26 protein-coding genes, 2 tRNA genes and 1 pseudogene are annotated in these 24,750 nt (G+C 69.6%); 17 read left to right on the top strand and 12 right to left on the bottom strand.

Annotation, left to right across the window (positions count from 1 at the left end):
- Positions 1–18 precede the first annotated feature (18 nt).
- Entirely contained in the window at positions 19–774 is a 756-nt protein-coding gene (locus JKG67_RS10850; protein ID WP_203337312.1) for a hypothetical protein, read from the bottom strand.
- A 276-nt stretch (positions 775–1,050) separates the two neighbouring features.
- Here JKG67_RS10850 and JKG67_RS10855 point away from each other — a divergent pair, with 276 nt between their 5' ends.
- The 3 genes from JKG67_RS10855 to JKG67_RS10865 all read left to right on the top strand — a co-directional run bounded on the left by JKG67_RS10855 (position 1,051) and on the right by JKG67_RS10865 (position 4,982).
- Positions 1,051–1,557 (top strand): hypothetical protein, encoded by a 507-nt coding sequence (locus JKG67_RS10855; RefSeq protein WP_203337313.1) that lies wholly within the window; start codon positions 1,051–1,053, stop codon positions 1,555–1,557.
- Between the two features lie 109 nt (positions 1,558–1,666).
- Complete coding sequence (locus JKG67_RS10860) at positions 1,667–2,839, top strand: saccharopine dehydrogenase family protein (RefSeq protein WP_203337314.1); 1,173 nt, start codon at positions 1,667–1,669, stop codon at positions 2,837–2,839.
- Positions 2,840–2,891: 52 nt separating this feature from the next.
- Entirely contained in the window at positions 2,892–4,982 is a 2,091-nt protein-coding gene (locus JKG67_RS10865; RefSeq protein WP_203337315.1) for a heavy metal translocating P-type ATPase, read from the top strand.
- Here the strand turns inward: JKG67_RS10865 and JKG67_RS10870 are convergent.
- From JKG67_RS10870 to JKG67_RS10880, 3 genes are all read right to left on the bottom strand, one after another.
- The gene (locus JKG67_RS10870) at positions 4,979–6,424 is read right to left on the bottom strand and encodes a multicopper oxidase family protein (protein WP_203337316.1); all 1,446 of its coding nucleotides are present in this window, start codon (positions 6,422–6,424) and stop codon (positions 4,979–4,981) included. The genes JKG67_RS10865 and JKG67_RS10870 overlap by 4 nt on opposite strands.
- Entirely contained in the window at positions 6,421–6,603 is a 183-nt protein-coding gene (locus JKG67_RS10875) for a hypothetical protein (protein ID WP_203337317.1), read from the bottom strand. Before JKG67_RS10875 ends, JKG67_RS10870 begins: the two co-directional genes overlap by 4 nt.
- Positions 6,604–6,933: 330 nt before the next feature.
- Positions 6,934–7,006: transfer RNA gene (locus JKG67_RS10880), tRNA-Arg, on the bottom strand.
- A gap of 213 nt (positions 7,007–7,219) precedes the next feature.
- On the opposite strand from JKG67_RS10880, the gene JKG67_RS10885 reads away from it, so the two are divergent.
- Entirely contained in the window at positions 7,220–8,407 is a 1,188-nt protein-coding gene (locus JKG67_RS10885; RefSeq protein ID WP_203337318.1) for an LCP family protein, read from the top strand.
- Positions 8,404–8,574, top strand: coding sequence for a hypothetical protein (locus tag JKG67_RS10890; protein WP_203337319.1), 171 nt, complete (start codon positions 8,404–8,406; stop codon positions 8,572–8,574). The genes JKG67_RS10885 and JKG67_RS10890 overlap by 4 nt, the downstream gene beginning before the upstream one ends.
- 98 nt (positions 8,575–8,672) lie before the next feature.
- On the opposite strand, the gene JKG67_RS10895 is transcribed toward JKG67_RS10890, so the two are convergent.
- A complete protein-coding gene (locus JKG67_RS10895) occupies positions 8,673–9,008 on the bottom strand; it encodes an MscL family protein (protein WP_203337320.1) in 336 nt (111 codons plus the stop codon).
- Between the two features lie 180 nt (positions 9,009–9,188).
- Here JKG67_RS10895 and JKG67_RS10900 point away from each other — a divergent pair, with 180 nt between their 5' ends.
- The 3 genes from JKG67_RS10900 to JKG67_RS10910 are packed head-to-tail and all read left to right on the top strand — an operon-like array spanning position 9,189 to position 12,472.
- Positions 9,189–10,694 carry an FAD-dependent oxidoreductase gene (locus JKG67_RS10900; protein WP_203337321.1) on the top strand — a complete coding sequence of 502 codons (1,506 nt, stop codon included), beginning with the start codon at positions 9,189–9,191 and terminating at the stop codon, positions 10,692–10,694.
- Between the two features lie 10 nt (positions 10,695–10,704).
- Positions 10,705–11,838, top strand: coding sequence for a hypothetical protein (locus tag JKG67_RS10905; protein WP_203337322.1), 1,134 nt, complete (start codon positions 10,705–10,707; stop codon positions 11,836–11,838).
- A gap of 4 nt (positions 11,839–11,842) precedes the next feature.
- Entirely contained in the window at positions 11,843–12,472 is a 630-nt protein-coding gene (locus tag JKG67_RS10910; RefSeq protein ID WP_203337323.1) for a TetR/AcrR family transcriptional regulator, read from the top strand.
- Here the strand turns inward: JKG67_RS10910 and JKG67_RS10915 are convergent.
- The gene (locus tag JKG67_RS10915; protein WP_203337324.1) at positions 12,448–13,140 is read right to left on the bottom strand and encodes an SAF domain-containing protein; all 693 of its coding nucleotides are present in this window, start codon (positions 13,138–13,140) and stop codon (positions 12,448–12,450) included. The genes JKG67_RS10910 and JKG67_RS10915 overlap by 25 nt on opposite strands.
- A gap of 70 nt (positions 13,141–13,210) precedes the next feature.
- On the opposite strand from JKG67_RS10915, the gene JKG67_RS19075 reads away from it, so the two are divergent.
- A complete protein-coding gene (locus JKG67_RS19075; protein WP_307816527.1) occupies positions 13,211–13,462 on the top strand; it encodes a hypothetical protein in 252 nt (83 codons plus the stop codon).
- Between the two features lie 62 nt (positions 13,463–13,524).
- Here JKG67_RS19075 and JKG67_RS19080 read toward each other — a convergent pair.
- Positions 13,525–13,617: pseudogene (locus JKG67_RS19080) on the bottom strand (FmdB family zinc ribbon protein); the annotation flags it as partial.
- Between the two features lie 107 nt (positions 13,618–13,724).
- Between JKG67_RS19080 and JKG67_RS10925 the strand changes: the two are divergent.
- On the top strand, positions 13,725–16,307 hold the full coding sequence (locus JKG67_RS10925) for a penicillin acylase family protein (protein ID WP_203337326.1): 2,583 nt from the start codon (positions 13,725–13,727) through the stop codon (positions 16,305–16,307).
- A gap of 9 nt (positions 16,308–16,316) precedes the next feature.
- Here JKG67_RS10925 and JKG67_RS10930 read toward each other — a convergent pair whose 3' ends face one another.
- Positions 16,317–16,928, bottom strand: coding sequence for a 5-formyltetrahydrofolate cyclo-ligase (locus JKG67_RS10930; protein ID WP_307816518.1), 612 nt, complete (start codon positions 16,926–16,928; stop codon positions 16,317–16,319).
- 23 nt (positions 16,929–16,951) lie between these two features.
- On the opposite strand from JKG67_RS10930, the gene JKG67_RS10935 reads away from it, so the two are divergent.
- The 7 genes from JKG67_RS10935 to JKG67_RS10965 all read left to right on the top strand — a co-directional run bounded on the left by JKG67_RS10935 (position 16,952) and on the right by JKG67_RS10965 (position 22,128).
- Positions 16,952–18,334: a UTP--glucose-1-phosphate uridylyltransferase gene (locus JKG67_RS10935; RefSeq protein WP_203337327.1), complete on the top strand. Its 1,383-nt coding sequence runs from the start codon at positions 16,952–16,954 to the stop codon at positions 18,332–18,334.
- The gene (gene glp / locus JKG67_RS10940; RefSeq protein WP_307816519.1) at positions 18,334–19,563 is read left to right on the top strand and encodes a molybdotransferase-like divisome protein Glp; all 1,230 of its coding nucleotides are present in this window, start codon (positions 18,334–18,336) and stop codon (positions 19,561–19,563) included. The genes JKG67_RS10935 and glp overlap by 1 nt, the downstream gene beginning before the upstream one ends.
- Positions 19,563–20,033, top strand: coding sequence for a cyclic pyranopterin monophosphate synthase MoaC (gene moaC / locus JKG67_RS10945; RefSeq protein ID WP_203337328.1), 471 nt, complete (start codon positions 19,563–19,565; stop codon positions 20,031–20,033). The genes glp and moaC overlap by 1 nt, the downstream gene beginning before the upstream one ends.
- A complete protein-coding gene (locus JKG67_RS10950) occupies positions 20,030–20,500 on the top strand; it encodes a MogA/MoaB family molybdenum cofactor biosynthesis protein (protein ID WP_203337329.1) in 471 nt (156 codons plus the stop codon). Before moaC ends, JKG67_RS10950 begins: the two co-directional genes overlap by 4 nt.
- A gap of 35 nt (positions 20,501–20,535) precedes the next feature.
- The gene (locus JKG67_RS10955) at positions 20,536–21,096 is read left to right on the top strand and encodes a GNAT family N-acetyltransferase (RefSeq protein WP_307816520.1); all 561 of its coding nucleotides are present in this window, start codon (positions 20,536–20,538) and stop codon (positions 21,094–21,096) included.
- 61 nt (positions 21,097–21,157) lie between these two features.
- The gene (sepX, locus tag JKG67_RS10960) at positions 21,158–22,000 is read left to right on the top strand and encodes a divisome protein SepX/GlpR (protein WP_203337331.1); all 843 of its coding nucleotides are present in this window, start codon (positions 21,158–21,160) and stop codon (positions 21,998–22,000) included.
- A 52-nt stretch (positions 22,001–22,052) separates the two neighbouring features.
- A tRNA-Ala gene (locus JKG67_RS10965) sits at positions 22,053–22,128 on the top strand.
- 234 nt (positions 22,129–22,362) lie between these two features.
- Here the strand turns inward: JKG67_RS10965 and JKG67_RS10970 are convergent.
- From JKG67_RS10970 to JKG67_RS10985, 4 genes are all read right to left on the bottom strand, one after another.
- Positions 22,363–22,965, bottom strand: coding sequence for a DNA-3-methyladenine glycosylase I (locus JKG67_RS10970; RefSeq protein ID WP_203337332.1), 603 nt, complete (start codon positions 22,963–22,965; stop codon positions 22,363–22,365).
- 17 nt (positions 22,966–22,982) lie between these two features.
- The gene (locus JKG67_RS10975; protein ID WP_203337333.1) at positions 22,983–23,270 is read right to left on the bottom strand and encodes a YciI family protein; all 288 of its coding nucleotides are present in this window, start codon (positions 23,268–23,270) and stop codon (positions 22,983–22,985) included.
- A gap of 32 nt (positions 23,271–23,302) precedes the next feature.
- Positions 23,303–23,881 (bottom strand): TetR/AcrR family transcriptional regulator, encoded by a 579-nt coding sequence (locus tag JKG67_RS10980; protein WP_203337334.1) that lies wholly within the window; start codon positions 23,879–23,881, stop codon positions 23,303–23,305.
- 173 nt (positions 23,882–24,054) lie between these two features.
- Positions 24,055–24,690 carry a TetR/AcrR family transcriptional regulator gene (locus JKG67_RS10985; RefSeq protein ID WP_203337335.1) on the bottom strand — a complete coding sequence of 212 codons (636 nt, stop codon included), beginning with the start codon at positions 24,688–24,690 and terminating at the stop codon, positions 24,055–24,057.
- Between the last annotated feature and the right edge of the window lie 60 nt (positions 24,691–24,750).

Below are 24,750 nucleotides of genomic sequence, written 5' to 3' on the forward strand. Positions count from 1 at the left end.
CACCTCAGGTGCGATCGGTCAGCCGTTGACGCAGGCCCAGCCCGGTCGAGCGACGCCGGGGTCGCTCGGGTGCGGCAGGGACTTGCCGGTGTAGTCCTCGAGGAACTCCCACACCTCGTGGGCGTAGTTGTCCTGGTCGGACTTGGCCACACCGTTGAACGTGGCACCGTTCTCCATGGCCTTGGCGACGGCGGAGACCGCGTCTCCGTAGGCCTTGGCCTTGATCTGCTGGTTCTTCGGCACGGAGCCGTTGTGTGCCTGCAGGATCGCGTTGGCCCAGGCCGGTGCGGCTGGCTTGGCGCAGACCTCGAGGTCGCCGCCACCGTTGTCGCAGTTGGTGACGGTGACGCGGATCTCGCCGTCACTGAACTCAGCGTTGAAGCCGGTACGGGCGGTCCATTTCACGGCCTTGATGGTGATCACGGCTTCGCCGCAGTCGACCGCAGTGATAGTGATGGTGCGAGTGTCCCCGCAGTTGTCGAATTTCAGTGCGGACGGCGAGACCGTGGCCACGCCCTCGTCGGACGAGGTCACCGAGGCCTCGACGTAGTGGCCGCCTCCCTGGAGTTGACACTGGTCGTCCTGCCCGGGGTTGAAGACACCGGCGACCAGCGTGATGGGGACGTCATAGGTGGCCGCCTGAGCGATCTCCACCTGATCCTCATCGGGGACGAAGTCATCCGCCGCGAATGCTCCCGCTGCCATGAATCCGAAGAGCGCCACGATGGCGACCAGCACTCCGGTCGTCCGTCCGCCCCGTTTGATGTGTGTCATTGCAGGTCTCCTGTTGGCCGTGATGCCCCTCCCCGCTCCCACCTGCCCACGGTAGGGACCAAGGTCCTGGCGCGCAGCGCTTTGAGAGGCACGGTTGGATAAGTTTCCCGGTGCCCGTGCCGCCTCGTCCCAGGCCGGGCTCCCTAGGCCGAACGGACCAGTCATGAGGGGTCCTTCGCTCCGGGTGCCCGCGCGCCCGGAGCACTAGCGTTCTTGTCGCGGGGTTACCGGCGTACACGTGAACTACGGGGTACGTGATCATCGATGGAGGTTCACATGAAGAAGTCTTTGCTTGCGCTGGTGGTCACAGGTCTGATGCTCTCCTCGGCCGGTCAGGCCCTGGCCGCGGTCACCTTCAACGCCGATGACGGCACCGGGTTCGTGGGCAAGGGCGATGTGCAGCTTGCTTTGGGGTGGAGCAACGCGCAGTTGCAGGCCAACGCTGCCGCCGTCGGCTTCTCCTATGACTCCTCCGAGACCTACGAGGTCACCTGCTACTGGGAGACGACCACCGGGCAGGGCAACATCATCAAGCACACGGTGACGAACAAGAAGTCCCAGGGGGTGGCCGGCAGCGTTGCCGGAGACCCGCGCCAGGTGAAGGGACAGAAGCAGTTCACCGGCTTCAACCTGACCGGCTACGTCGGTGACCCGGTGGTGACCGGGGGCGCGATCAACTGCCCGCAGGGTGGTGGCAGCGCCGAGATGATCGGGCTCGAACTCCTCGAGGCCAGCGGCGGGCTGTTCGCCATCTTCGACGGGCAGAGCTACCTGCTCGACTGAAGCCACGGCGGCGGCCCCGGCCTCCGTCTCCGCACGCCGGCAGGCACCTCACGCAGGTGGGGTGCCTGCCGGCTGCAATCACCGCGGACGGCATGGAAGAGTGGGGGTCATGGCCACTGATCGCGATCACGACCTGGTGCTCCTGGGTGCCACCGGCTTCACCGGCGGACTGACCGCCGAGTATCTGGCTCGTCACGCGCCCACCGATCTGCGTTGGGCGCTGGCGGGCAGGTCCCTCGTCAAGCTCGAGCGGGTCCGGGCCCGGTTGGTCGAGATCCACCCGATGTACACCGATCTGCCGCTGCTGGTCGCCGACATCTCCGACCCCGCCCAGGCCGAGACGTTGGCCGCCTCGACGCGGGTGTTGGCCACCACGGTGGGCCCCTATCTCGAGTACGGCGAACCGGTGGTCGCTGCCTGCGCCAAGGCCGGCACCGACTACCTCGACATCACCGGCGAGCCCGAGTTCATGGACCGGATGTACGTCGCTCACCACCAGACCGCTGTGGAGTCGGGTGCCCGGATCGTGCACGCCTGCGGCTTCGACTCGATCCCGCACGACCTGGGTGTCTACTTCACCGTGACCCAGTTGCCCGACGACGTGCCGATCACAGTGCGCGGTGTGGTCCGCGCCGGCGGCACCCCCTCGGGGGGCACGTTCGCGTCCACGCTGCACGCGATGTCGCGGCCCAAGCAGATGCGTGAGGCGATGGTGGCCCGCCGTCAGGCCGAGCCAAGGCCGCAGGGGCGCAGTTCCCGTGCCGTGGCAGGCAAACCGCACCGGGACCGGCTGCTCGGCTACTGGCTGCTCCCGCTGCCCACCTGCGACCCGATGGTGGTGGCCCGCAGCGGCGCCGCCCTGCCGGCGTACGGCCCGAAGTTCCGCTACTCGCACTTCGCCGGCACCAAGACCCTGCGGTACGCCGGAATGGGCGTGGCCGGGGTGGCCGCGATCGGCGCGGCCGCCCAAGTAGGTCCGCTGCGCCGCTTCCTGGCCTCGAAGGTTCCGCAGGGCGAGGGGCCGGACGAGGCCCGCCGCGCCAAGTCGTGGTTCACCGTCGACTTCGTCGCCGAGGCCGGCGATCAGACGGTGCGCACCCGGGTCAGTGGGGGTGACCCCGGCTACACCGAGACCGCCAAGATGCTCGCCGAGGCGGCCATGTGCCTGGCCTCGGACGACAACCCGCCGCTGGCCGGTGTGCTGACGCCCGCGGCGGCGATGGGTGATGCGCTGCTGCCTCGGTTGCAGGCCGCCGGTATCCGGTTCGAGACCCGCGACTGAGGGGTCTGCTCTACCCTCGACAGATACCCCCTGGGGGTATATTATCGCGCACATGGGTGACGCACACGCACACGCACACCACGACACGCATGCGCCCGGCCACACGCCGACGGGTGACCCTGGAGCAGGTGGTCATGGTGGCGGGCACGGCGGCCACGAGGCGCAGTTCCGTGACCGATTCCTCGTGGTTCTCGCGCTGGCCATACCGGTGGTGGGTTTCAACGAGATGTTCGCCCACCTCATCGGGTACCACCTCCCCGACGTGGCCTGGCTGTGGACGATCTCCCCGGTGCTCGGCTCGGTCATCTATCTGTGGGGAGGGTGGCCGTTCCTGACCGGAGCGGTGCAGGAGATCCGCACCCGGCAGCCGGGCATGATGCTCCTGATCGGACTCGCGATCACGGTGGCGTTCTTCGCCTCCTGGGGTGCCAGCCTGGGAGTGCTCGATCCCGAACTCAACTTCTGGTGGGAACTGGCCCTGCTGGTGGCCGTGATGCTGCTGGGGCACTGGATCGAGATGCGGTCCCTCGCCCGCACCACCTCTGCCCTGGACTCCTTGGCGGCCCTGCTCCCCGACGAGGCGGAGAAGTTGGTCGACGGCCAGGTCGTCACTGTGCCGCCGGGCCAGTTGCAGGTCGGAGACGTGGTGATCGTCCGTCCCGGAGCCTCGGTGCCCGCGGACGGCGAGGTCATCGACGGCACCACGAGCATGGACGAGTCGATGATCACCGGCGAGTCGGTTCTGGTGTCGCGCACGGTCGGGGATCAGGTGGTCGCCGGCACCGTGGCTGCCGACTCCGGGCTGCGGGTGCGGGTGACGGCGACCGGGGACGACACCGCGCTCGCCGGGATCCAGCGCCTGGTCGCCGAGGCGCAGGCCTCCTCCTCCCGAGCCCAGCGGATCGCTGACCGTGCCGCAGCGCTGCTGTTCTGGTTCGCCCTGGCCGCCGCCGCAGTCACCATGCTGGTGTGGATACTGCTGGGCTTCCCGGCTGCCGCGGTGGTGAGGTCCGTGACCGTGCTCGTGATCGCCTGCCCGCACGCACTCGGACTGGCGATCCCGCTGGTCGTGTCGATCGCGACCGAGCGGGCAGCTCGGGGTGGCGTGCTGATCAAGGACCGGCTCGCGCTGGAGTCGATGCGAGGCGTGGATTCGGTGCTGTTCGACAAGACCGGAACTCTGACCAAGGGTGAACCCACGGTCACCGGAGTGCACCCGGTGGGCAACCGGACACCGGATCAGGTGCTTGCACTCGCTGCCGCTGCGGAGTCGATGAGCGAGCATCCGCTGGCCCGAGCGATCGTGGAAGCTGCCCGGGAGCGAGGGCTGCGGGTGGGCGAGCCTTCCGCGTTCAGTTCGTCACCGGCAGTGGGTGTGCAGGCGACCGTCGATGGTGAGGTGATCCGCGTCGGCGGGCCGCACCTGCTCAGTGAGCATCAGGTCGACGAGTTGACGGTCGCCGAGGAGTGGCGCGCCGAAGGGGCCATCATCCTGCATGTGATGAGGGGCGGCGAGGTGATCGGGGCGCTGCGACTCGCCGACGAGATCCGCCCGGAATCGACGGCAGCGGTCCAGGCGCTGCACGCGCTCGGAGTGCAGGTGGTGATGATCACCGGTGACGCCCAGGCCGTGGCTGACACGGTTGCCGGCGAACTGGGCATCGACCGGGTGTTCGCCGGCGTACGTCCCGAGGACAAGGCGGCCAAGGTCGCCGAGCTCCAGGCAGAGGGGCGGACGGTCGCGATGGTGGGTGACGGGGTCAACGATGCGCCGGCTCTTGCTCAGGCCGACGTCGGTATCGCCATCGGCGCCGGCACTGACGTGGCGATCGGGTCCGCGGGCGTCATCCTGGCAAGTTCGGACCCGCGGTCGGTGCTGTCGGTGATCGAGTTGTCGCGGTCAGGGTTCCGCAAGATGAAGCAGAACCTGTGGTGGGCGGCCGGCTACAACATGGTCGCAGTCCCGCTCGCTGCGGGGATCCTGGCGCCCGCCGGGTTCGTGCTGCCGATGAGCGTGGGGGCGCTGCTGATGTCAGCCTCCACCGTGGTGGTCGCGCTCAACGCCCAACTGCTCCGGCGGCTCGATCTGCGGCCTGGCGTGGTGACCGAACGGATGCTCGCGGGGTCCTCCGCCGCACCCTAGCGGCGATAGCCGAGAACCATCATCATGCCTGCTTCGGCATGGTAGGCGTTGTGGCAGTGCAGTGCCCACTGGCCAGGGTTGTCGGCCTCGACGTCCACCTCCAGGGTGCTCATCGGCCCCATCGTCACAGTGTCCTTGCGGGCGCCGGTGGACGCCAGCCCGACCGTATGGCCGTGCAGATGCATCGGGTGGAACATCATCGTCTGGTTACGGAACCTGAGGCGGACCCGTTCCCCTGCGGTGATCAGCAGCGGCTCGGAGTCGGGAAAGGAGGCTCCGTTGAGCGTCCAGCGGTAGTCGTGCATCCCGCCCCCCAGACGGATGTCGAGAGTCCTGTCGATGGCACGGCTGGCAAGCCGTGAGCCCTCGGTGCCGACGAGACCGGTGCCCAGCAGCACGCGTCCGGACAGTTCGTTCACGGGCCCATCCGAGGCGTCCCCGGCGGCGGTGGACACGACCGCCCGTGCGGCCCCGGTCTTCCCTTCCGCGGCCGCCACCAGTGGGAACTGCCCGTCGCCGAGATCAACCAGAGCGTCGAAGCGCTCTCCCATCCCCACCACCAGTGCCTCTGTGGTCACCGGGCTGACCGGAAAGCCGTCGGAGTGGGTCACGGTGAGTCGGTGCCCGCCCAGGGCCACCCGGAAGGCGGTGTCCGCGGCGGCATTGACGATCCGAAGTCGAATGCGGGCGCCTGGCTTGCCGGTGAAGGTGGCCGGGGTCCCAGAGGTGCGGCCGTTGATCAGGTAGTACGGATAGTCGACATCCCCGCCTGGTCCCAAGACCGACGTACGGGCCCCGCCCATTCCCGGCATCCGGTGCGCGTGATCGCCCTGAGCCAGCAATGTCGCCAGGGTGTCATCGGGGGTGCGGCCGGTCCCGTCGAGCCAGTCATCGAGGACGACCACCCACTCGTCGTCATACCCGCCGGGCTCGTCTGGATCCTCCACGATCAGGGTGCCGTACAGGCCGCGGTCGAGTTGGACGCCGCTGTGCGAGTGGAAGAAGTAGGTGCCGGCGTCGGGGACGGTGAACTCGTAGCGGAACGACTCTTCGGGGTCGATCGGGTCCTGAGTCAGCCCCGGCACGCCGTCCATGTCGTTGCGCAGCGCGATGCCATGCCAGTGGATGCTGGTCTGGGCGGGGAGGTCGTTGGTGACGTCGACCCGGAGCAGGTCCCCGGCCGTTGCCCGGATCGTCGGGCCGGGCAGATCGCCGTTGTAGGTCCACGTCTCGACGACCCGTTCACCAAGGTCGACGGTCGCCGGAGTTGCTTGGAGCCGGGCATTGACGACTGCCTGGCGGGCGGGTTGACGGGCCCGTTCGCGGGCGAAGACCTCGCTTGAGTCGGGGCCTATCAAGCGCGGGCTCTCTGAGCGCCGGGTGCAGCCAACCGCGGCCACCGAGAGCAGTGACCCGAGTACGACGCCACGTCGGCTGATCATTGCTTCGTCAGCGCGGCGACTAACTCTCGGTGTTGCTGCTGGTCGATGTCGCCACTGGCCAGTCGAGTATCCAGGATCTGGCGGGCACTCGGGCGGGATTCAGGGCGCTGCACGCTGCGGACTCCGACGATCACCACGGCCAGTGCCAGCAGCCAGAACCCGAGCATGCCGATCATCATCGGCCACATCCATGTGTACTCACCGTTCCACCACATCGTTCACCTCCGATCAGTCACCTCATCCTCGCCCTGTCCATGGGGGGCGACCCAGGGGCCAACGTCATCGTGTGACCAGGGCCTTCGAGGGGGATCACCACGGTCGGATGACTTTGCTTGGTGCTGACGCTGAGGGATTCAGATGGTCGCTGAGTGCAGGGTTGGCCGTGCGCTCAGCAGGAGCGACACCGCGTTGCCGGCGGGGATGTGGGTCCCGCCGGGGACCAGGCCACGTTCAGGCACGACGCGCTCACGGACGGCACGCCCATCCGCATGACCCCGGTGATCGATGGGTGCCCCAGGCAGGAGTCGAACCTGCGACCTTTCGCTTAGGAGGCGGCTGCTCTATCCGCTGAGCTACTGGGGCCGAGTCGCGGCCATCCTCTCACCGGGGCGGAGGGGCCAGGGAACCGGTCGCCAGTTTGGCGGAGAGTGACTGAGGTCGCACAATTTGAGGGTTGCCCGTAGTTTCGTCCACGCCAAGGCAAGTGGCCGGGTGAGAGGAAGTCGTCAGGTCGTGTCCCGCAGCAGTGCTCGCCGCACCGGCGCACGTCGGCGTACCTCGCGTAAGCACACCGTGATGCGCGTGATCACCTCGTCGATGGTGGTGCTCGCGCTGGTGACCGGCCTGGGTGCGATCTACACCTTCCGGCACCTCAACGCCAACCTGAACATCCGCGACCTCACCGGGCTACTCGGGGACCGACCGGACAAGGTGGCCGTAGACGGGCCCCGGGAGCCGTTGACAGTGCTGGCCCTCGGCTCGGACGCCCGTGACGGGGACGGCAACAACATCGACGGCCTCACTGGGGGCGGTGAGCGCTCCGACACCGCCATCTTGGTGCACCTGTCCGCAGATCGGACCCGTGCCTTCGGAGTCAGCATCCCGCGCGACTCGATGGTCGAGCGGCCCGAGTGCCGCCGCGAGGACGGCACCGTGATCCCGGCCAGTTCCGGCCTGGAGATGTTCAACAACGCCTACACCGTCGGCGGACCCGCCTGCACGATCGCCACCGTCGAACACAACACCGATGTCCGGATCGACCATTTCGTGGTGGTCGACTTCCGCGGCTTCGTCGACATGGTGGACGCCATCGGCGGGGTCGAGGTCTGCATCCCCTTCGACGCCATCGACCCCCGGCACGGCATCGCACTCAAGGCCGGCACCCGGGAGGTCCGCGGTCGGGAGGCGCTGAACTACGTCCGGGAGCGACACAAACTGTCCCCCAACGGTGACATCGGCCGGATGAAGCGGCAGCAGGCGTTCATCTCCTCGATGGCCAACAAGGTCGTCTCGGCCGGCACCCTGGCCCGCCCCGAGCGCCTGTTCAAGTTCCTCGATGCGGCCACCAAGTCGCTCACCCTGGACCCTGGCCTGGGATCTCTGACCAAGCTGGCCGAGTTGGGCCTGGAGGTCCGAGGCATCGGCCTCGAGAACGTCTCGTTCATCACTGTGCCGATGGAGTTGTGGTCGGTCAACCGCAACCGGGTGATCTGGACCGAGGACGCAGAACTGGTCTGGGAGGCGATGCGCAACGACACCCCGTTGCCGCGGGCGCTGACCCGGGAGCGGCTCACTCCGGCGAAGCCGCCGGGCAGCTCTGCCCCGGCAGAGGCCGACGCCACCGGGACCCCCTCGCCCACCGTGACACCGACACCGACACCGACTGCCGGGGCCACCCAGGCCACCGACCCGGCTCAGGTCGAGGAGGAGTTCGATGAGGTCTCGCCCGAGGAACTCGCCCGGAGATACGGACTCTGTGCATGACTGGACCCGAGACTCCCGCTCAGCGTCGTGCGCGCTTGGCCAAGGTGTTCGGGGAGGTGCTGCCCGAGACCACCTCGGACGAGCGCGGCGAGAGCGACGAGGACGAGCGCGGCTCCGGGACTGACGAGTGGCTCAAGGCCCAGGTCCCGCCCCACCACGGCTCCTGACCGACGTCGTACCCCGATTCCCGTGCATTCGGCACCCGAAACGCGAAATTTGGGTGCCGAACGCACGGGAATGGGGACGTGACGGCGTGAGGTGAGGGTCAGTTCCTCGCGGAGACGGCGTCGCGGATCTCGCGGAGCAGCACGACCTGCGCGTCCTCACCGGCCTCGGGAGCGGGGAAGTAGCGGTCCCGGGCCTTGGTGTAGGGCACCACGATGAAGAAGTAGACGACCGCGGCCAGGATCACGAAGGCGATGACGGCGTTGATGAACTGGGTCGACAGGGCCGCACCCTCATCCGCCTCGGGCAGTGGCAGGTAGTCGGTCAGCCAGGCGACGAAGGTGTCGACGACCTTGGCGAAGGCGGCGGCCATGATGAAGGCCACTGCGATCTCGATCAGGTTCCCACGCAGCAGGAACGCCTTGAAACCGCTCATGAGCACTCTCCTTCTCCCGGTCCCCGAAGACCGATGGATTTCGTTGTCGAGTCGGGAGTCTAGAACGCAGAAGGCCCTGGACAGGGGCTCGCCGCGGACGTTTCGGCCGCCGATCCCTTGACGCACTCACCCGCCAAACCATACATTCATCCGAGCAATGTATGAATGAATGGAGTGGTGATGCGGAGATCGACAGCGGTGGTCCTCGGGGGCAGCGTGGCCGGGTTGTGTGCGGCCGGCGTGCTGGCCCGGCACTTCGAGGAAGTCATCGTGCTCGAGCGTGACCAGCTCCCGCCCGGAGCCGAGCACCGCCGCGGGGTGCCGCAGAGCAAGCACCCACACTTCGTCCTCAACTCGGGCCGCCGGGCGATCGGCGAGATCTTCCCGGGCTTCGAGGAGGCCCTGCTCGCCGCCGGCGGGATGCTGTTGATGCCCTCGATGGATGCGGCCTACTGCGAGAAGGCCGGCTGGGCGGCGCGCAAGTCCAGCAGCATGACCATGATCTACAGCTCCCGAGTGCTCATCGAACGGGTGCTGCGGGACAAGGTGCGCGAGGTCGACAACATCGTCATCCGCGAGGGCGTCACCGTCACCGGCCTGGTTACCGACGGTGGTGGTACGCCGACCGGCCGGGTCACCGGCGTCGAGTACCGCGACGGCGAGGAGAGTGGGACGCTCGCGGCCGGCTTCGTGGTCGACGCCCTGGGTCGCGGCTCCTCGGTCGCCGACTGGCTCGCCGCGGCCGGCTGGGAGGCCCCCTCCGAGCGGACCCTGGACGCGAAGGTGACCTACACGTCGCGTTGGTACGACCTCCCCTCCGCCGAGGACCGCCCCGCCTCGTGGTGGTGGCAGCACCTGGTGATCACCCCCACCCAGGACACCGGTCCGCATCCCGACGAGCACGACTACCTCAGCAACTTCTTCCCCATCGAAGGCAATCGGGTCATCGTCTGCATGGGCTCGTGGGGGCTGGAGATGCCGCGCAAGCCGCAGGAGTTCGAGGCTGCCGCGGATCGGGTGCGGACCCCCGTGTTCGGCGAGGCGACGCGGGCCTGCACTCCGTTGTCGGAGGTTCACCTGACCCGCTCCACCGGCAACAAGTGGCGACGGTACGACGAACTGGCCCAGCCGCCGCTCGGCCTGGTGGCCATCGGTGACTCGATCTGCGCGTTCAACCCCTTCTACGCGCAGGGAATGAGTTCGGCGGCGCGTTCGGCGCTGGTGTTGGCGGCGATGCTGGAGCGCCACGACAGCCTCGACGCCGCCTTCCATCGAGACTTCCTGGCCGGCCAGAAGGAGTCCCTCGACGTCCCCTGGATGCTGGCGATGGCCCGTGATCAGGCCTACGACTTCGCCACCGGCACCGAGGTCGTCGCGCCGTGGCGCCGCAAGCTGGCCGCGAAGGCGAGCTGGCCGGTCTTCAACGCGATCACCGCCGCGGCCGCCGAGGACCCCTACGTCGACGAACTCTTCACCGCGGTCTTCAACCTGGACCGGTCGCTGAAGGAGATGATGACCGACCCGCGCTTCCTCTACGGGCTCGCGCGGCACCGGGTCCGCTCAATGCTGGGCCGCACCAAGGTTCCTTCCGGCTTCGACATCGACCAACTGCCGCCGGCCACCGACTACACCGATCCCGACCAGCCCCGCGAGCCGGCCACGACCGCCGCGCCGGCCGAAGCGTGAGGAGCGTCAGATGAGCTACACCTGTGACCCCGAGGCCCGCAAGGTCGCCGAGGACCTCGGCTTCACCTGCGACGGGGCCAACCCGATCATCACGCTCCGGAACCCACTGGGCCTGGAGAACTGGACGCTCCCGATCCTGGAGCTGTTGATCATCGCCGGTGCCGTCTTCGCGTTCGTGCACGCCTGGCGTCGTTGGCGACGCGACGGCGACCCCATCAACCTCACCCTGTGGGTCGGGGCGATCGTCTACCTCGCGGTGATCGAGCCGCCGCTCTACTTCCCCGGCTGGTTCGGCCTGGAGGAGCACGTCGGCTTCATCTTCTCCCACAACGTGTTCACGGTGCAGCTGATGTTCGACCGGCTGCCGCTCTACATCGTCGCCTTCTACACGGTGATCACCCAGGTCAGCTACGAGGTGGTGCGGGCTCTGGGCATCTTCGAGCGACGCGGCGCGTTCGTCGGCGCGGTCGCGGTCGCCTTCGCCAGCCAGGTCTTCTACGAGACCTTCGATCACCTGGGCCCGCAACTGCGGTGGTGGGCGTGGAATCCCGACAACACCGTGAACCAGCCGATGTTCGCCTCCGTCCCGATGAACAGCATGTGGGTCTTCGCCTCGGTCTCGTTCGGCGTCCTGGCCTGGCTGGTGGTCCGGCTGGTCGGCGATCGCCCCGGCCGGGGACCGCTGTCCGGCAGGCAGGTCGCCGTACGCACCGTGATCGCCGGGGTGCTCACCCCGATCCTGATGGTCGTGCTTGCGGCGCCCACCCGGGTCGGCGTCGAAGCCGGCGGGGACATCACCGTGCAGCGCACCCTGGTGATCGTGCTGCTCGCCGCGCTCTGGCTGGTCGGCCTGGCCCTGCTCGCCGAGGCGACCAGGGCCACCTGGCACGGACGCCGCGAGGGGGTGCCGTCACCCGGCTTCGTGCGTGTCTACCCGGGCATCTATCTCGGGGTGCACGTGCTGCTCTGGTTGGCGGCACTGCCGGCGTTCCGGGCTGCCACCGACGGGGTCACCGCGGACGGGGCGCCGATCGGCAGCGGGTGGTACGCGATCGCCTGCATCCTCGGTTCCGCCTGGTTCGTGGTCGCGGCCCGCCGGGCCACCCGGGTGGCCAGCGGGGCCGCGGTGACTGTGACAACCTGAGCCCATGGCGAAGCACGGCTGGGCGGGGGATCCGCCGACCTCCGACGAGCAGGCACGCCAGCGGATCGTCGACGCGGCGGCCCGCTGCATCGACCGGTACGGCGCCGCCAAGACCACCCTGTCCGACGTCGCCACCGAGTTGGGCGTGACCAGGCAGACGGTGTACCGGCACTTCGACCGGGTCGGCGACATCGTCAGCGAGGTCGCCGCCCAGGGCGCCGAGGCGTTCGTGGATCGGCTGGTCGCCCACCTCGACGGCATCGACACCCCCGCCGACGCGGTGGTCGAAGGCTTCCTGTTCTGCCTGAGCACCGTGCCCGGGGATCCCCGGCTGAGCCTGCTGCTGCAGACCGGCGACACCGGCACCTTCGGCCGGGCAGCCACCTCACACGCCACCTTGGAGTACGGCGCGTTGATGCTGCGCCGCTTCCCGGTGGACTGGGCCAGCGCCGGGATCGGCGACGAGGACCTGGACGGGCTCGCGGAGGTGATCATGCGGCTGTTGATCTCGATGCTGCAGAACCCTGCCGAACCGCCGCGTGCCGAGGCGGACGTGCGGCGCTTCCTGCACCGATGGCTGGTCCCGGCACTGCGACCGACCGGGGCGGGTCAGGGATCCGCCGCTGCCGGCTGAGCTGCGAGAGTCACCGAGATGACGCTGGTCACGGCCGTCTCGGCGACCGAGCGGGCGGCGTCGGGTGACAACGCCAGCAGCACGAGTCGACCACCGATCGCCGAAGCGCCCGAGGCGTCGGGCGGCGGCACGGCCAGCACCACCACCCCGGCAGCCAGCCGCCGGGCCGGTGCGGCGCCGGTCGGGTCGGCGGCGATCAGGTCGATCAGGTCCCCGGGCCGCAGCAGTGCCACCACCGCACCATCGGGGATCCGGACCGGCACCGCGACCTCCCCCGCTCGGCCCTCCAGCAGCGCCGGAGAGACCAGTCGTACGTCGGTGAGCGGCTCCCCTGCCCGGATCGCCGAGGCCAGTCGACGATCGCCGATCTCCTCGGCCGACAGGGCGCCCGCTGGCACCAGCGGCGATGGCCAATGGACGGCGCGCAGGTCGTCCGGGCCGACCTCCGCGCCGGCCGGCAGGTCGGTCGCGGCCACCCAGATCTGTACGCCCGGTCCAGGCCCGGCCGCCTGCACCGCCGCCCAGGCAGCGACCCCGGCCAGCAGCGCCGCCAGCCAGCGACGGCGCAGCAGGACGGTACGACGCGCGGCTCGCAGGCGTCGTCGCCACTGACCGACCCTGGGCGCTGCCCCCGACCCGGGCCCCGAGCCCGCCGCACGCTGATGCACCTCGGCGACGTTAGCTGCGGGAGTCGTGGCCCGCCCGGTCTCTCCACAGCCGCCCACCCGCGATCGAGGTGTGGGCGACAACCGGCCCGGTCAGGCGGGGGTGGGGGACCCCGAGGACTTCGAGCCCGACGAGGAGGAGCCAGACTTCGAGCCCGAGGATGAGGACCCCGACGACGAGCCCGACGACGAGGAGCCTGACTTCGAGCCCGACGACGCGGCGCCCGAGTCCGAGGAGGTGCTCGAACTCGATGAGTCGGCGGACTTGGTCCCGGACGAGTCGGCCGACTTCGCCCCGGACGACGCCCGGTTGTCGGTCCGATAGAACCCCGAACCCTTGAACACCACACCGACGGCGTTGAACACCTTGCGCAGTCGACCGTCGCACTCGGGGCAGTGGGTCAGCGCGTCGTCATGGAAACTCTGCACCTGCTCGAACCCATGGCCGCATTCGGTGCAGGCGTACTGATACGTGGGCACGCGGCTCCTCCGTCATGATCGAAGTGACTCTGGTCCCGACTCGCGCTGCGACTCGCGCTGGCACTCGTCGGGGACGACTGCCAATTCTACGGCACAATGGGCGGACCATGACCGCCCCCGCCGCCCCGTCCCACCGCTTCGCCCGGTTCACGGCGTACACGCTTGTCCTGGTGGTGCTGCTGGTGATGGCCGGCGCGATCACCGCCACCCGGATCGCTCGCCAACCCCTGCCGCAGACCGCCGGCGAGGTGCAGGTGCCGGGACTCGACGCCGCCGTGCACGTGATCCGCGACGCCCACGGCATCCCCACCCTGATCGGGGACTCCCAGACCGACCTGCTCCGCGCCCAGGGCTACGTGCACGCCCAGGAGCGGTTCTTCGAGATGGACGTACGTCGGCACGTCACCGCCGGCCGGCTGGCCGAACTGTTCGGCGAGGCGGCCGTCGAGACCGACACCTTCGTCCGGACCCTGGGCTGGCGACGGGTCGCCGAGCGGGAGCTGGCACTGCTGACGCCCGCCACCCGTGCCGCCCTGGAGGCGTACGCCGACGGGGTGAACGCCTGGCTGGACACCCACGACGGCGCCGACCTCGGGGTCCAGTACACGCTGCTGCGGCTCACCGGCCTGGAGTACCACCCCGAGCCGTGGACCCCGGTCGACTCACTCGCCTGGCTCAAGGCGATGGCCTGGGACCTGCGGGCGAACCTCGAGGAGGAGATCGACCGGGCGTTGATCGCCGCCGAGATCGGCCCCGGTTTCGTCGACCAACTGCACCCGGCGTACGAGTTCGACCGGCGCGCCCCGATCGTCGAGGAGGGCGCCGTGATCGACGGCGCCTTCGAGCCACTCGCCAGTGAGGCGGGCACCCGGCGCCCCACTCGGGCGCCGTACACCGCGGACCAGGTCGCCGCACTCAGCCGGGTCCGCGACGCGTTGCACGCGACGCCGGAGTTCCTCGGCGCCGGCAGCGGCCGCCGCGGGGACGGGATCGGCTCCAACAGTTGGGTGATCTCGGCCGAGCACTCCGCCACCGGGGCGGCGCTGCTGGCCAACGACCCGCACCTGGGGGTGTCGATGCCCGGCATCTGGATGCAGATGGGTCTGCAGTGCCGGACCGTCGACGAGGACTGCCCACTGCACGTCTCCGGCTTCACCTTCGCCGGCCTCCCCGGCGTGGTGATCGGCCACAACGCCGACATCGCCTGGGGATTCACCAACCTCGGCGCCGACGTCACCGACCTCTACCTGGAGCGGGTCGAGGGCGACCAGTGGCTCTACGACGGCGAATGGCTCGACCTCGAGATCCGTGAGGAGACGATCCGGGTGCACGGCGGCGACGACGTGACGATCCGGGTCCGGGAGACCAGCCACGGGCCGCTGCTCTCCGACGCCGCCGACCGGTACGCCGACTTCGGGGCCGACGTCCTCGACCCGGAGACGTCCGGATCGGGGGAGCAGTACGGCGTGTCGCTGGCCTGGACCGCGCTCGAACCGGCCCCCACCGCGGACGCGATCATGGCGCTGAACACCGCGTCGGACTTCGCCGAGTTCCGTCGGGCGGCGCGGCTTTTCGCAGTGCCCGCCCAGAACCTCATCTATGCCGACGTCGACGGCAACATCGGCTACCAGGCGCCCGGCCGGATCCCGATCCGCAAGTCGGGGAACGACGGCCGGATGCCGGCCGCGGGCTGGCAGTCGGAGAACGACTGGACCCCCGACGTGATCGGGTTCGACGCGATGCCGTGGGCCTACAACCCCGAGTCCGGGTTCATCGTGACCGCGAACCAGGCGGTGATCGGCCCCGACTACGTCGAGCACCTGACCGACGACTGGGACCGGGGCTACCGCTCGCAGCGGATCCGGAACCTGATCGAGTCCGGGGTGCGGTTCAGCATCGACGACCTGGCCGCCATGCAGACCGACGACTTCCATCCGTTCGCCCCGGTGCTGGTGCCGCACCTGCTCGACATCCGGCTCCCGGGCGGCTACTACGCGGCCGGGCAGGAGCTCCTCGCCGACTGGGACTTCCGGCAGCCGGCCGATTCGGCTGCGGCGGCCTACTTCAACGCCGTCTGGAGCAACCTGCTGGAACTGGTCTTCGGTGACCGGCTCCCCGAGGGGCAGCAGCCCGACGGTGGCCAACGCTGGTTCGCAGTGATGGAGCGACTCCTCGGCGAGCCGGCCAACGCCTGGTGGGACGACCCGGAGACCGTCGACCACATCGAGACCCGCGACGAGGTGCTGGCCGAGGCGCTGCGGCTGGCCCGCGACGAGCTCACCCGACGGCTCTCGGTCGACCCGGCCGAGTGGCAGTGGGGGCGGCTGCACCGGCTGGAACTCCAGGACTCCACGCTGGGCTCCTCGGGCAACCCGGTCGCCGAGTGGCTGCTGAACCGTGGCCCGTTCTGGGCAGCCGGCGGCACCTCGCTGGTCAACGCCACCAGCTGGAACGCCGCCGAGTCCTACCGGGTCACCGCGGCACCGTCGATGCGGATGGTGGTCGCCCCCGGCGACTGGGACTCGTCCCGGTGGATCAACCTGACCGGGGTGTCGGGACACCCCGCCTCCCCGCACTACGACGACCAGATCGACCTGTGGCTGGCCGGGGAGACACTGCCGTGGCCGTTCACCGCCGAGGCGGTCCATGAGGCTGCCGCCGCTGAGCTGCGGCTGCTGCCGGCCGACTGAGTACGGCGGTCACCCGAAGCGCTGCACGCCCGACGGCGTCGCGACCGCCGCCACGGCCAGGTCGTGAGGCTCGGTGGGCACCTCGTCGAGCACCTCGTGCTCCCACAGCAGCAGGCAGGTCCAGCCGGTGACCCGGGCCAGGGTCCGGTCGTACGAGCCGCCGCCGCGACCCAGCCGGGCACCGGTCCGGTCCACGGCCAGCCCCGGCGCCAGCACCACCTCCGCGGCGGCGACCGCCCCCGGGCCGAGACGCGGTCCGGTCGGCTCCCACAGGCCACGACCGGTCCGTGCCAGCGACGCGAGCCCGGTGAACTCCGCCCAGTCCAGGTCGTCGTCGGGCAGCAGCACCGGCAGCAGCACCCGGCGGCTGGGCGTGGTCAGCGCGGCGAGCAGGTCCAGGCTGCCCGGCTCCCCACCCACCGGCACGTACGCCGCGACCTGGGCCGCCCGGCGTACCTCCTCGGCGGCGAGCAACGCCGCGGCCAAGGAGTCGTTCCCCTGTCTGCGTTGGGCGACGCCCATCTGCCGCCGCTGGTCGAGCAGCCGACGCCGCAGCGCCTGCTTGGCCGCAGTCGGGCCCCCTGGGATGTCCGGGGACGGGGGGTGCTGTGCCGACGTCACCGGTCCAGCCTACGATCACTTGCATGTCTGCTGAGGGACTTGCCAAGGCACGCCAGAAGATGGTCGACGCCGATGTCGACGCCACCGCGATCGAGGTGTTCGCCCACTACTACCGCCAGGTCGAGCACGGCGAGACCGGGATGATCGGCGAGGAGAGCATCGATCCGCACGACATGGAGTCACTGGCCGCCGTCGACGTCGATGACGAGGTGGCGAGCCGGGCGCTCGCCGCCACGGTGGCGATCAAGCTCAACGGTGGCCTGGGCACGTCGATGGGGATGGAGCGGGCCAAGTCGCTGCTCTGCGTCCGCCGCGGGCTCTCCTTCCTGGACGTGATCGCCCGGCAGGTGCTGCACCTGCGGCAGACCCATCAGGTGCGCCTGCCGCTGCTGTTCATGAACAGTTTCCGCACCTCCGCGGACACGATGGCCGCGCTGCAGCGGTACGCCGACCTGCCGGTCGACGGGCTGCCGTTGGAGTTCCTGCAGAACAAGGAGCCCAAGCTCGACGCGACCACCCTGGAGCCGATCAGCCACCCCGCCGACCCGGAGTTGGAGTGGTGCCCGCCCGGACACGGCGACCTCTACACGGTGCTGCACGCCTCCGGGCTGCTGCGGCAACTGATCGATGCCGGCTTCCGGTACGCGTTCGTCTCCAACGCCGACAACCTCGGTGCCGTGCCGACGCCGCGGGTGGCCGGCTGGTTCGCCGGCTCCGGTGCCCCGTTCGCGATCGAGGCGGTCCGGCGTACCCCCTCCGACCGCAAGGGCGGGCACTTCGCCCGGCGCAGGTCCGACGGCCGGATCGTGCTCCGGGAGACCGCGCAGACCCCGCCGGAGGACCTGGCGGCGCTGGCCGACCTGGACCGGCACCGCTACACCTCCACCAATAACCTCTGGTTCGACCTGGTGGCGATGGCCGAGGTGCTCGAGGCCCGCCGCGGCATCCTCGGCCTGCCCCTGATCCGCAACGTCAAGACTGTGGACCCGACCGATCCGAGCACCCCCGAGGTGGTGCAGATCGAGTGCGCGATGGGTGCGGCGATCGAGCTCTTCGAGGAGGCCACCACCATCGAGGTGGACCGGGACCGGTTCATCCCGGTGAAGACCACCAACGACCTGCTGGTGCTCCGCTCGGACGTGTACGACCTGGCCGAGGACTTCAGGCTCGGCCAGACCACCGACGAGATCCCGTTCGTCGACCTGGACACCAGCCACTTCAAACTGGTCAACGACTTCGATCAGCGGTTCCCCGAGGGGGTCCCGTCGATGCGCCGGGCCCGGTCGTTGCGGGTCAACGGTGACTGGACCTTCGGCCGGGACGTCGCCGTGGTCGGCGACGTCGAACTCGACCCGGCCGCGGCCGCCGAGCGGGTCGCTCCGGGCACGGTGCTGGGAGCCGACTAGTGGCCGACCCGATCAGCGTCGACGAGCACCTGGCCCGGATCCTCGACACCGTCACCCCGCTGGCCCCACTGCCGCAGCCGCTCGCTGAGGCGCTCGGCCAGGCGGTGGCCGAGGACGTCACCGCGACGATCTCGCTGCCCGGCTTCGACAACTCCGCGATGGACGGGTACGCCGTACACCGCGCCGATCTGGCCGGTGCCACCGCCGAGGCGCCGGTGACGCTGCCGGTGGTCGGCGAGATCAGCGCCGGCCGGTCCCACCACCTGGCGCTGTCGCCGGGGACGGCCACCAAGATCATGACCGGCGCGCCGGTGCCCCAGGGGGCCGACGCGGTGGTGCCCTACGAGTGGACCGACCGTGGGGTGGCCCGGGTCCGGGTCGAGGGCCAGCCGAGCCAGGGGCAGCACATCCGCCGCGCCGGCGAGGACGTCGCCGCAGGGGAGCGGGTGATCGCCGCGGGGACCGTGCTCGGCCCGCGACAGATCGGTCTGCTCGCCGGTGTCGGCCGGGCGACGGTGCTGATCCGGCCGCGCCCGCGGGTGGTGGTGATCTCCACCGGCACCGAGCTGCGGGAGCCCGGCACCCCGCTGGGCCGGGACTCGATCTATGACGCCAACTCGCACCTGCTCGCCGCGGCTGCCCGCCGGGCCGGGGCGGTGGTCTATCGGGTCGGCGTGGTGCCCGATGACCCGCGGCAGTTCGCCGAGACGCTGGAGGACCAGCTGGTGCGGGCCGATCTGGTGGTCACCAGCGGCGGCGTCAGCCAGGGCGACTACGACGTCGTCAAGGAGACGCTGAGCGGACTCGGCTCGGTCTGGTTCGGGCCGGTGGCGATGCAGCCCGGCAAGCCGCAGGGGTTCGGCCTGGTCGGCGACGACCGGATCCCGATCTTCACGCTGCCCGGCAACCCGGTGTCGTCGTACGTCTCCTTCGAGACGTTCGTGCTGCCGGCGCTGCGGAAGATGATGGGCAAGACACCGCACACCCGGCCGGTGCGCCGGGCCCGGCTGACGGAGCCGATCAGCTCCGCGGTGGGACGGCGGCAGTTCCTGCGTGGCCACTACGAGCTGGGCCTGGACGGTCCGACGGTGCGGCCCGTCGGCGGCGTCGGGTCGCACCTGCTCGGTGACCTGGCGGCGGCGAACGCGCTGATCGTGGTCGCCGAGGAGACGGCCGCACTCGCTGCCGGTGACCGGGTCGCGGTGCTGGCGCTGGACGAGGAGTTCTGATGGCGGACAGGTTGACCCATGTGGACGAGTCCGGGGCGGCCCGGATGGTCGATGTCACCGGCAAGGAGGTCACCGCCCGGACCGCGACCGCGACCGGCCGGGTGCTGGTCTCGGCCGAGGTGGTCGCGCTGCTGCGCGGCGAGGGGGTGCCCAAGGGGGATGCCCTCGCGGTGGCCCGGATCGCCGGGATCATGGGTGCCAAGCAGACCCCGGCGCTGATCCCGCTGTGCCACCCGCTGGCGGTGTCCGGGGTCGAGGTCGACCTGACAGTGCTCGATGACGCCGTGGAGATCACCGCGACAGTGCGCACCGCGGACCGGACCGGCGTGGAGATGGAAGCACTCACCGCGGTGTCGGTGGCGGCGCTGACCGTGGTGGACATGGTCAAGGCCGTCGACAAGCGCGCGGTGATCAGCGACATCTGCGTGCAGGCCAAGTCCGGGGGCAAGTCGGGGGACTGGACCCGATGAAGGCCGCGGTGGTGGTCGCCTCCAACCGGGCCGCGGCCGGTGTGTACGACGACACCTGTGGCCCGCTGATGGTCGCCGCGCTGACCCGGCTCGGCTTCGACACCCCCGCGCCGATGGTCGTCCCCGACGGTGACCCGGTGGCCGAGGCGATCCGGGCGGCGGTGGGCGACGGCGCCCGGGTGGTGCTCACCACCGGCGGCACCGGGCTCACCCCCACCGACCGCACCCCGGAGGTGACCCGGCCACTGTTGGACCGGGAGGTGCCCGGCATCGCCGAGGCGATCCGCGCCCACGGCGCCGCGAAGGGGGTGCCGACCGCGGCGCTGTCGCGTGGGCTGGCCGGGGTGTGCGGTGAGGCACTGGTGGTGAATCTGCCCGGGTCCGGTGGTGGGGTGAAGGACGGGCTGGCGGTGCTGGAGCCGCTGCTGGTGCATGCGGTGGAGCAGATCGTGGGGAGCGACCATTGAGACCGGGCTGGCCGGCCCGGCTCAGTCACGGGAACGTGCGTCTGCGGCCGTTGACCACCCGGGATGCGCCGACCTGGGATCGGGTCCGGGAGCAGAACCGGCTCTGGCTCAGCCCTTGGGAGGCGTCGCTGCCGGCGAGTGAGTCGACGTACTCGCCGACCACGTTGCGGCAGTTGGCCAGGCGACTGGTCAGGGCGGCGCGTCGGGGTGAGGCGCTGCCGTTCGTGATCGAGGTCGACGGCGAGTTCGCCGGCCAGGTGACGGTCAGCAACGTGGTGCGGGGATCGGCGCAGTTCGGGTCCATCGGCTACTGGCTGGATCAGCGGCATGCCGGCCGTGGCGTGGTGCCGCTGGCGGTGGCGATGGTGATCGACCACTGCTTCTCGACGGTGGGGCTGCATCGGATCGAGATCGCCATCCGGCCGGAGAACTCGAACTCGCTGCGGGTGGTGGAGAAGCTGGGGATGCGGGAGATCGGGCTGGCGCCGCGGTTCCTGCACATCGATGGGGCGTGGCGCGACCACCGCCTCTTCGCGGTCACCGTCGAGGAGTGCCCGGTGTCGATGGTCGACCGACTCCTTCAGTCACACGAGTAGTTCTGCGACACACCAGACGACATGCGCCACGGGAGCGGTGCCGGATCCTAGGCTCTGACTCGTGGACGTGTCTGGGCTGATCTTCGCCGCTCTTGCGATCGCGTGGGCGGCCTATCTGCTTCCCAAGGCGGTCAAGCATCACGAAGAGGTCGCCAAGAGCCGCTCGGTAGACCGCTTCTCGCACACCATGCGGGTGCTCTCCCGGCGCGAGCCGGGGGCCCGGCTGGACGAGCGGGTGGTGCTGACGCCCGCCCGCGAGGCGAGCGCCCCGGTGGTGACCGGCAAGCGTCCCGGCCCGACTCCGGCTCAGATCCGGGCGCGCCGCGCCGCAGCCCGGGTGGCTGCCCGGCGGCGACGTCGGGTGCTGCTCACGCTGCTCACCGCGGTGGGCGCCACCGCCGGCGCGGCCGCGTACTGGAGTTTCTCCTGGTGGTACCTCGCCATCCCCGCCGGCCTGGTCGTCGTCTGGCTGGTGCTCTGCCGGGTGATGGTCAAGGGCGAGTTGCGCGACGATGCTCGCCTGCTCGGCTCCCCGTCCTCGTTGGCTGAGTCGGTTGCCCCTTCCGAGGCCGAGCCCGTCGACGGTCCGCTCGGGACCCCTGACCGTTCGCCGGTCGAGGCCCCCGACGAGTACGACGTCGTCCGGAACCCGCAGGGCTTCGACGAGCCGTCGCCGATGGCCGAGACCGCTGTCGGTGGCTGGGACCCGGTGCCGACCACCCTGCCGACGTACGTCACGAAGGATCAGGCGTCGCGCACGGTGCGCACCATCGACCTGGATGCCACCGGGGTGTGGAGTTCGGCACGCACCGACGAGGACGCCGACCTGGCTCGGCAGGCGGAGGCCGACCGCAAGGCCCGCCGCGACGCCGACGAGCGCCGCTCCCGCGCGACCGGGGCCTGAACCTCGATTACGACCCGCCCGGCGGCGGGTGCTAACGTTTCCACGCACGCTTGGGGCTGTGGCGCAGTTGGTAGCGCGTCTCGTTCGCAATGAGAAGGCCAGGGGTTCGAGTCCCCTCAGCTCCACCAAAGGTTCGATGTTCGAACCACTCCTGAGGCGGGCCCAATCGGCCCGCCTCAGCGTGTTTCTGGGGGTCGCCCGCCGCCCGAAACGGTGCACATGTGCAGTTCGAGGGGTGCCCCAGCCTGATCCGCCCCTGCGAGCGGTGCATGTGTGCGTTTTGCGGGCTGCCGGTACCCCCCGGCTGGTTCATGCGTGTTCGGCGCGGCCCCGCGCATTCGTCGGCTCCCGTACGGGTGTGTCTAGGGCCTCGTGAATGCTTCGCGGCTGGCCGCAACCTCGGGACGAGTGGTACAGCCATAGACATGGTCGTTGATGAGGCCCATCGCTTGCATGAACGCGAACGCGGTGGTGGGGCCGACGAATCGCCAGCCGCGCCTCTTCAGTTCCTTCGACATCGCTGCCGAGGCGGGGGAGGTGGACACGGATTGTGGTGGATCCAGTTGGTCGCTGGGTGGTTCGTAGCGCCAGAAGAAGGCGGCGAGTGACCCCTCGGTGTGCTGCATCTCGATCGCTCGACGGGCGTTGTTGACGACCGCCTCGATCTTGCCGCGGTGCCGGACGATGCCGGTGTCGGTGAGTAGGCGTTCGATGTCGCTGTCGTCGTACGCGGCGACGGCGTGGAAGTCGAATCCGGCGAAGGCATTCCGGAAGTTGTCTCGCTTGGCCAGGATGGTGCGCCAGCTGAGCCCGGATTGGAACCCTTCCAGGCTGAGCTTCTCGAAGAGTCTCTGGTCGTCGGTGACGGGGAAGCCCCACTCGGTGTCGTGGTAGTTGAGGAACTCGGGGGCTGCGCCTGCCCAGTGGCAGCGAGGTTGGCCGTCGGGGGCGATGAACGTCTGCACTGGTGCCTCCGCGGGTGTCAGTGGGTGAGGAAGGACATGTGTGAATCGGTCAGGTTCGGAGCGATATCGATGATCTCGGCGGTGACGACGTCATGGACGACGAAGGGGTCCGCGTCGACTCGTGCCTGGAGGTCTTCAGGACTGACGCCGGAAGCGATCACGGCGCCACCGAGGTCGGGTCGAATACTGCCGACGAGGTGGAAGACTCCTTCATCGACGCCTGCGCTGATCCACTCTTGATGGCCGGCCATGTGGTCGGCGGCGCGGGCCTTGTTCGACGAGAAGCGGAGCAGGATGACGTACAACGGGACTCTCCGATCGGTCGGGTGGGTAGAAGTCATCGGGTGGGAGAGCTGCTCTGCCGCAGTTGCTCGGTGAGCCAGGTGTTCATGCGGGCGACCTCTCGCTCCACGAAGTCGCGGTCATGGAACGCATTCGAGACGGCCGCCACTCCTTGGCTGAACGACAGCACATGCATGGCGAGCGCGTCGGCCTCATCTGGTGCCCCAAGCAGTTCGAACTGCCCTCCCAGCCAGGTGCGGAACACGTCGAAGACGCCCACCGCGTGCTCGCGGGAAGGATGATCCAACTTGGCCAGCTCGTTCGTGAGCGTCCCGACCGGGCATCCGTAGTTCTCGATATCGCGCTGGTTCGTGATCACGATCTCGACGAATCGGCGCACCCGCTCCAGCGGGTCCGGAGACTCGTCGCTCCAGGTGGTGAGCATCTCGCGTGTACTGGAGAGCCGGGCCTCGATCACCGCGTCGAGGATCTCGTCCTTGGTCTTGAAGTGGTAGTAGAAGTTCCCCCGCGAGATACCCACGGCCTGAGCGATCGATGCGAACGACGTCTGCTCGTACCCCTGTTCATAGAACAACCGGTTGGCCGTATCGATGATGCGCTCACGAGTGCCCACGAAGAACCTCTTACTGGTGGTCAGTGACTAGGTAGGACAATCGTCCTAGGGCCGTACTTTAGGACTGGCGTCCTACTGATTGCAAGGGGGCGGATGCCGGGGTTGGGAGCGGTGAAGGCGGTCTGGTGTTCTCAAGTGTTGTGCGAGAGTGCTCGTCAGTCGTCCACTGTGATTCAGGACCGCGGCTCGGCGCTCTCCCCTGCGGAGTAGCGCCTTCGTGGCGTGATCCGCTCGAAGATCCGGACCAGTTGCCCGACCAGGTCGTCGACGCTGAACTCGATCCGGCCGGTGGTCCACGCAGCCACCGTCTCGCCCCACGCGCCGGCCATCGCGTGGGCCAGGAATCGCTGCTCGGCGATGAAGCGGGGGTCCTTCTCGACGTGCGGGTCGACGCCGAGCCAGGTGTCGACGGCGAGGTCGAGGAGTTGGCGGCGTTTGGTGAGCAGCGGCGGGGCCTGGGTCTCGATCAGCAGCAGATGCACCAGCCGCGGGTCGGCAACGATCCGCCTGGTGATGATGTCAAGCGCGGGGCCGGGATTGCGCCAGCCGCCGGCGGCGATCGCGGGCAGGCAGGCTTCGGCCAGGTCTGCGATCGCCTGGTCGAAGACGGCCTCCAGCAGGTCGTCCATCGAGGCGAAGCTCTCGTAGAAGTAGCGCTTGGTCAGGCCGGCCTCCGCACAGAGGTCGTCGAGCCGGGTGCCGGCCGGGCCCCGGGTGCCGAAGAGTTCGAGGCCGGCTTCGAGGAACTGCTCGCGTCGCGCCGTACGACGTTCGTCCGCGGGTACGCCGCGATAGGGCCGGGTGGTCATGCTGGCCTCCTCGCGGACTCGTTGTTGACACTGATCAGGGTCATATTCTACGGTCGGCTG

Source organism: Nocardioides limicola, assembly GCF_016827675.1.
In the GTDB taxonomy this organism is placed as follows: Bacteria; Actinomycetota; Actinomycetes; order Propionibacteriales; family Nocardioidaceae; genus Nocardioides; species Nocardioides limicola.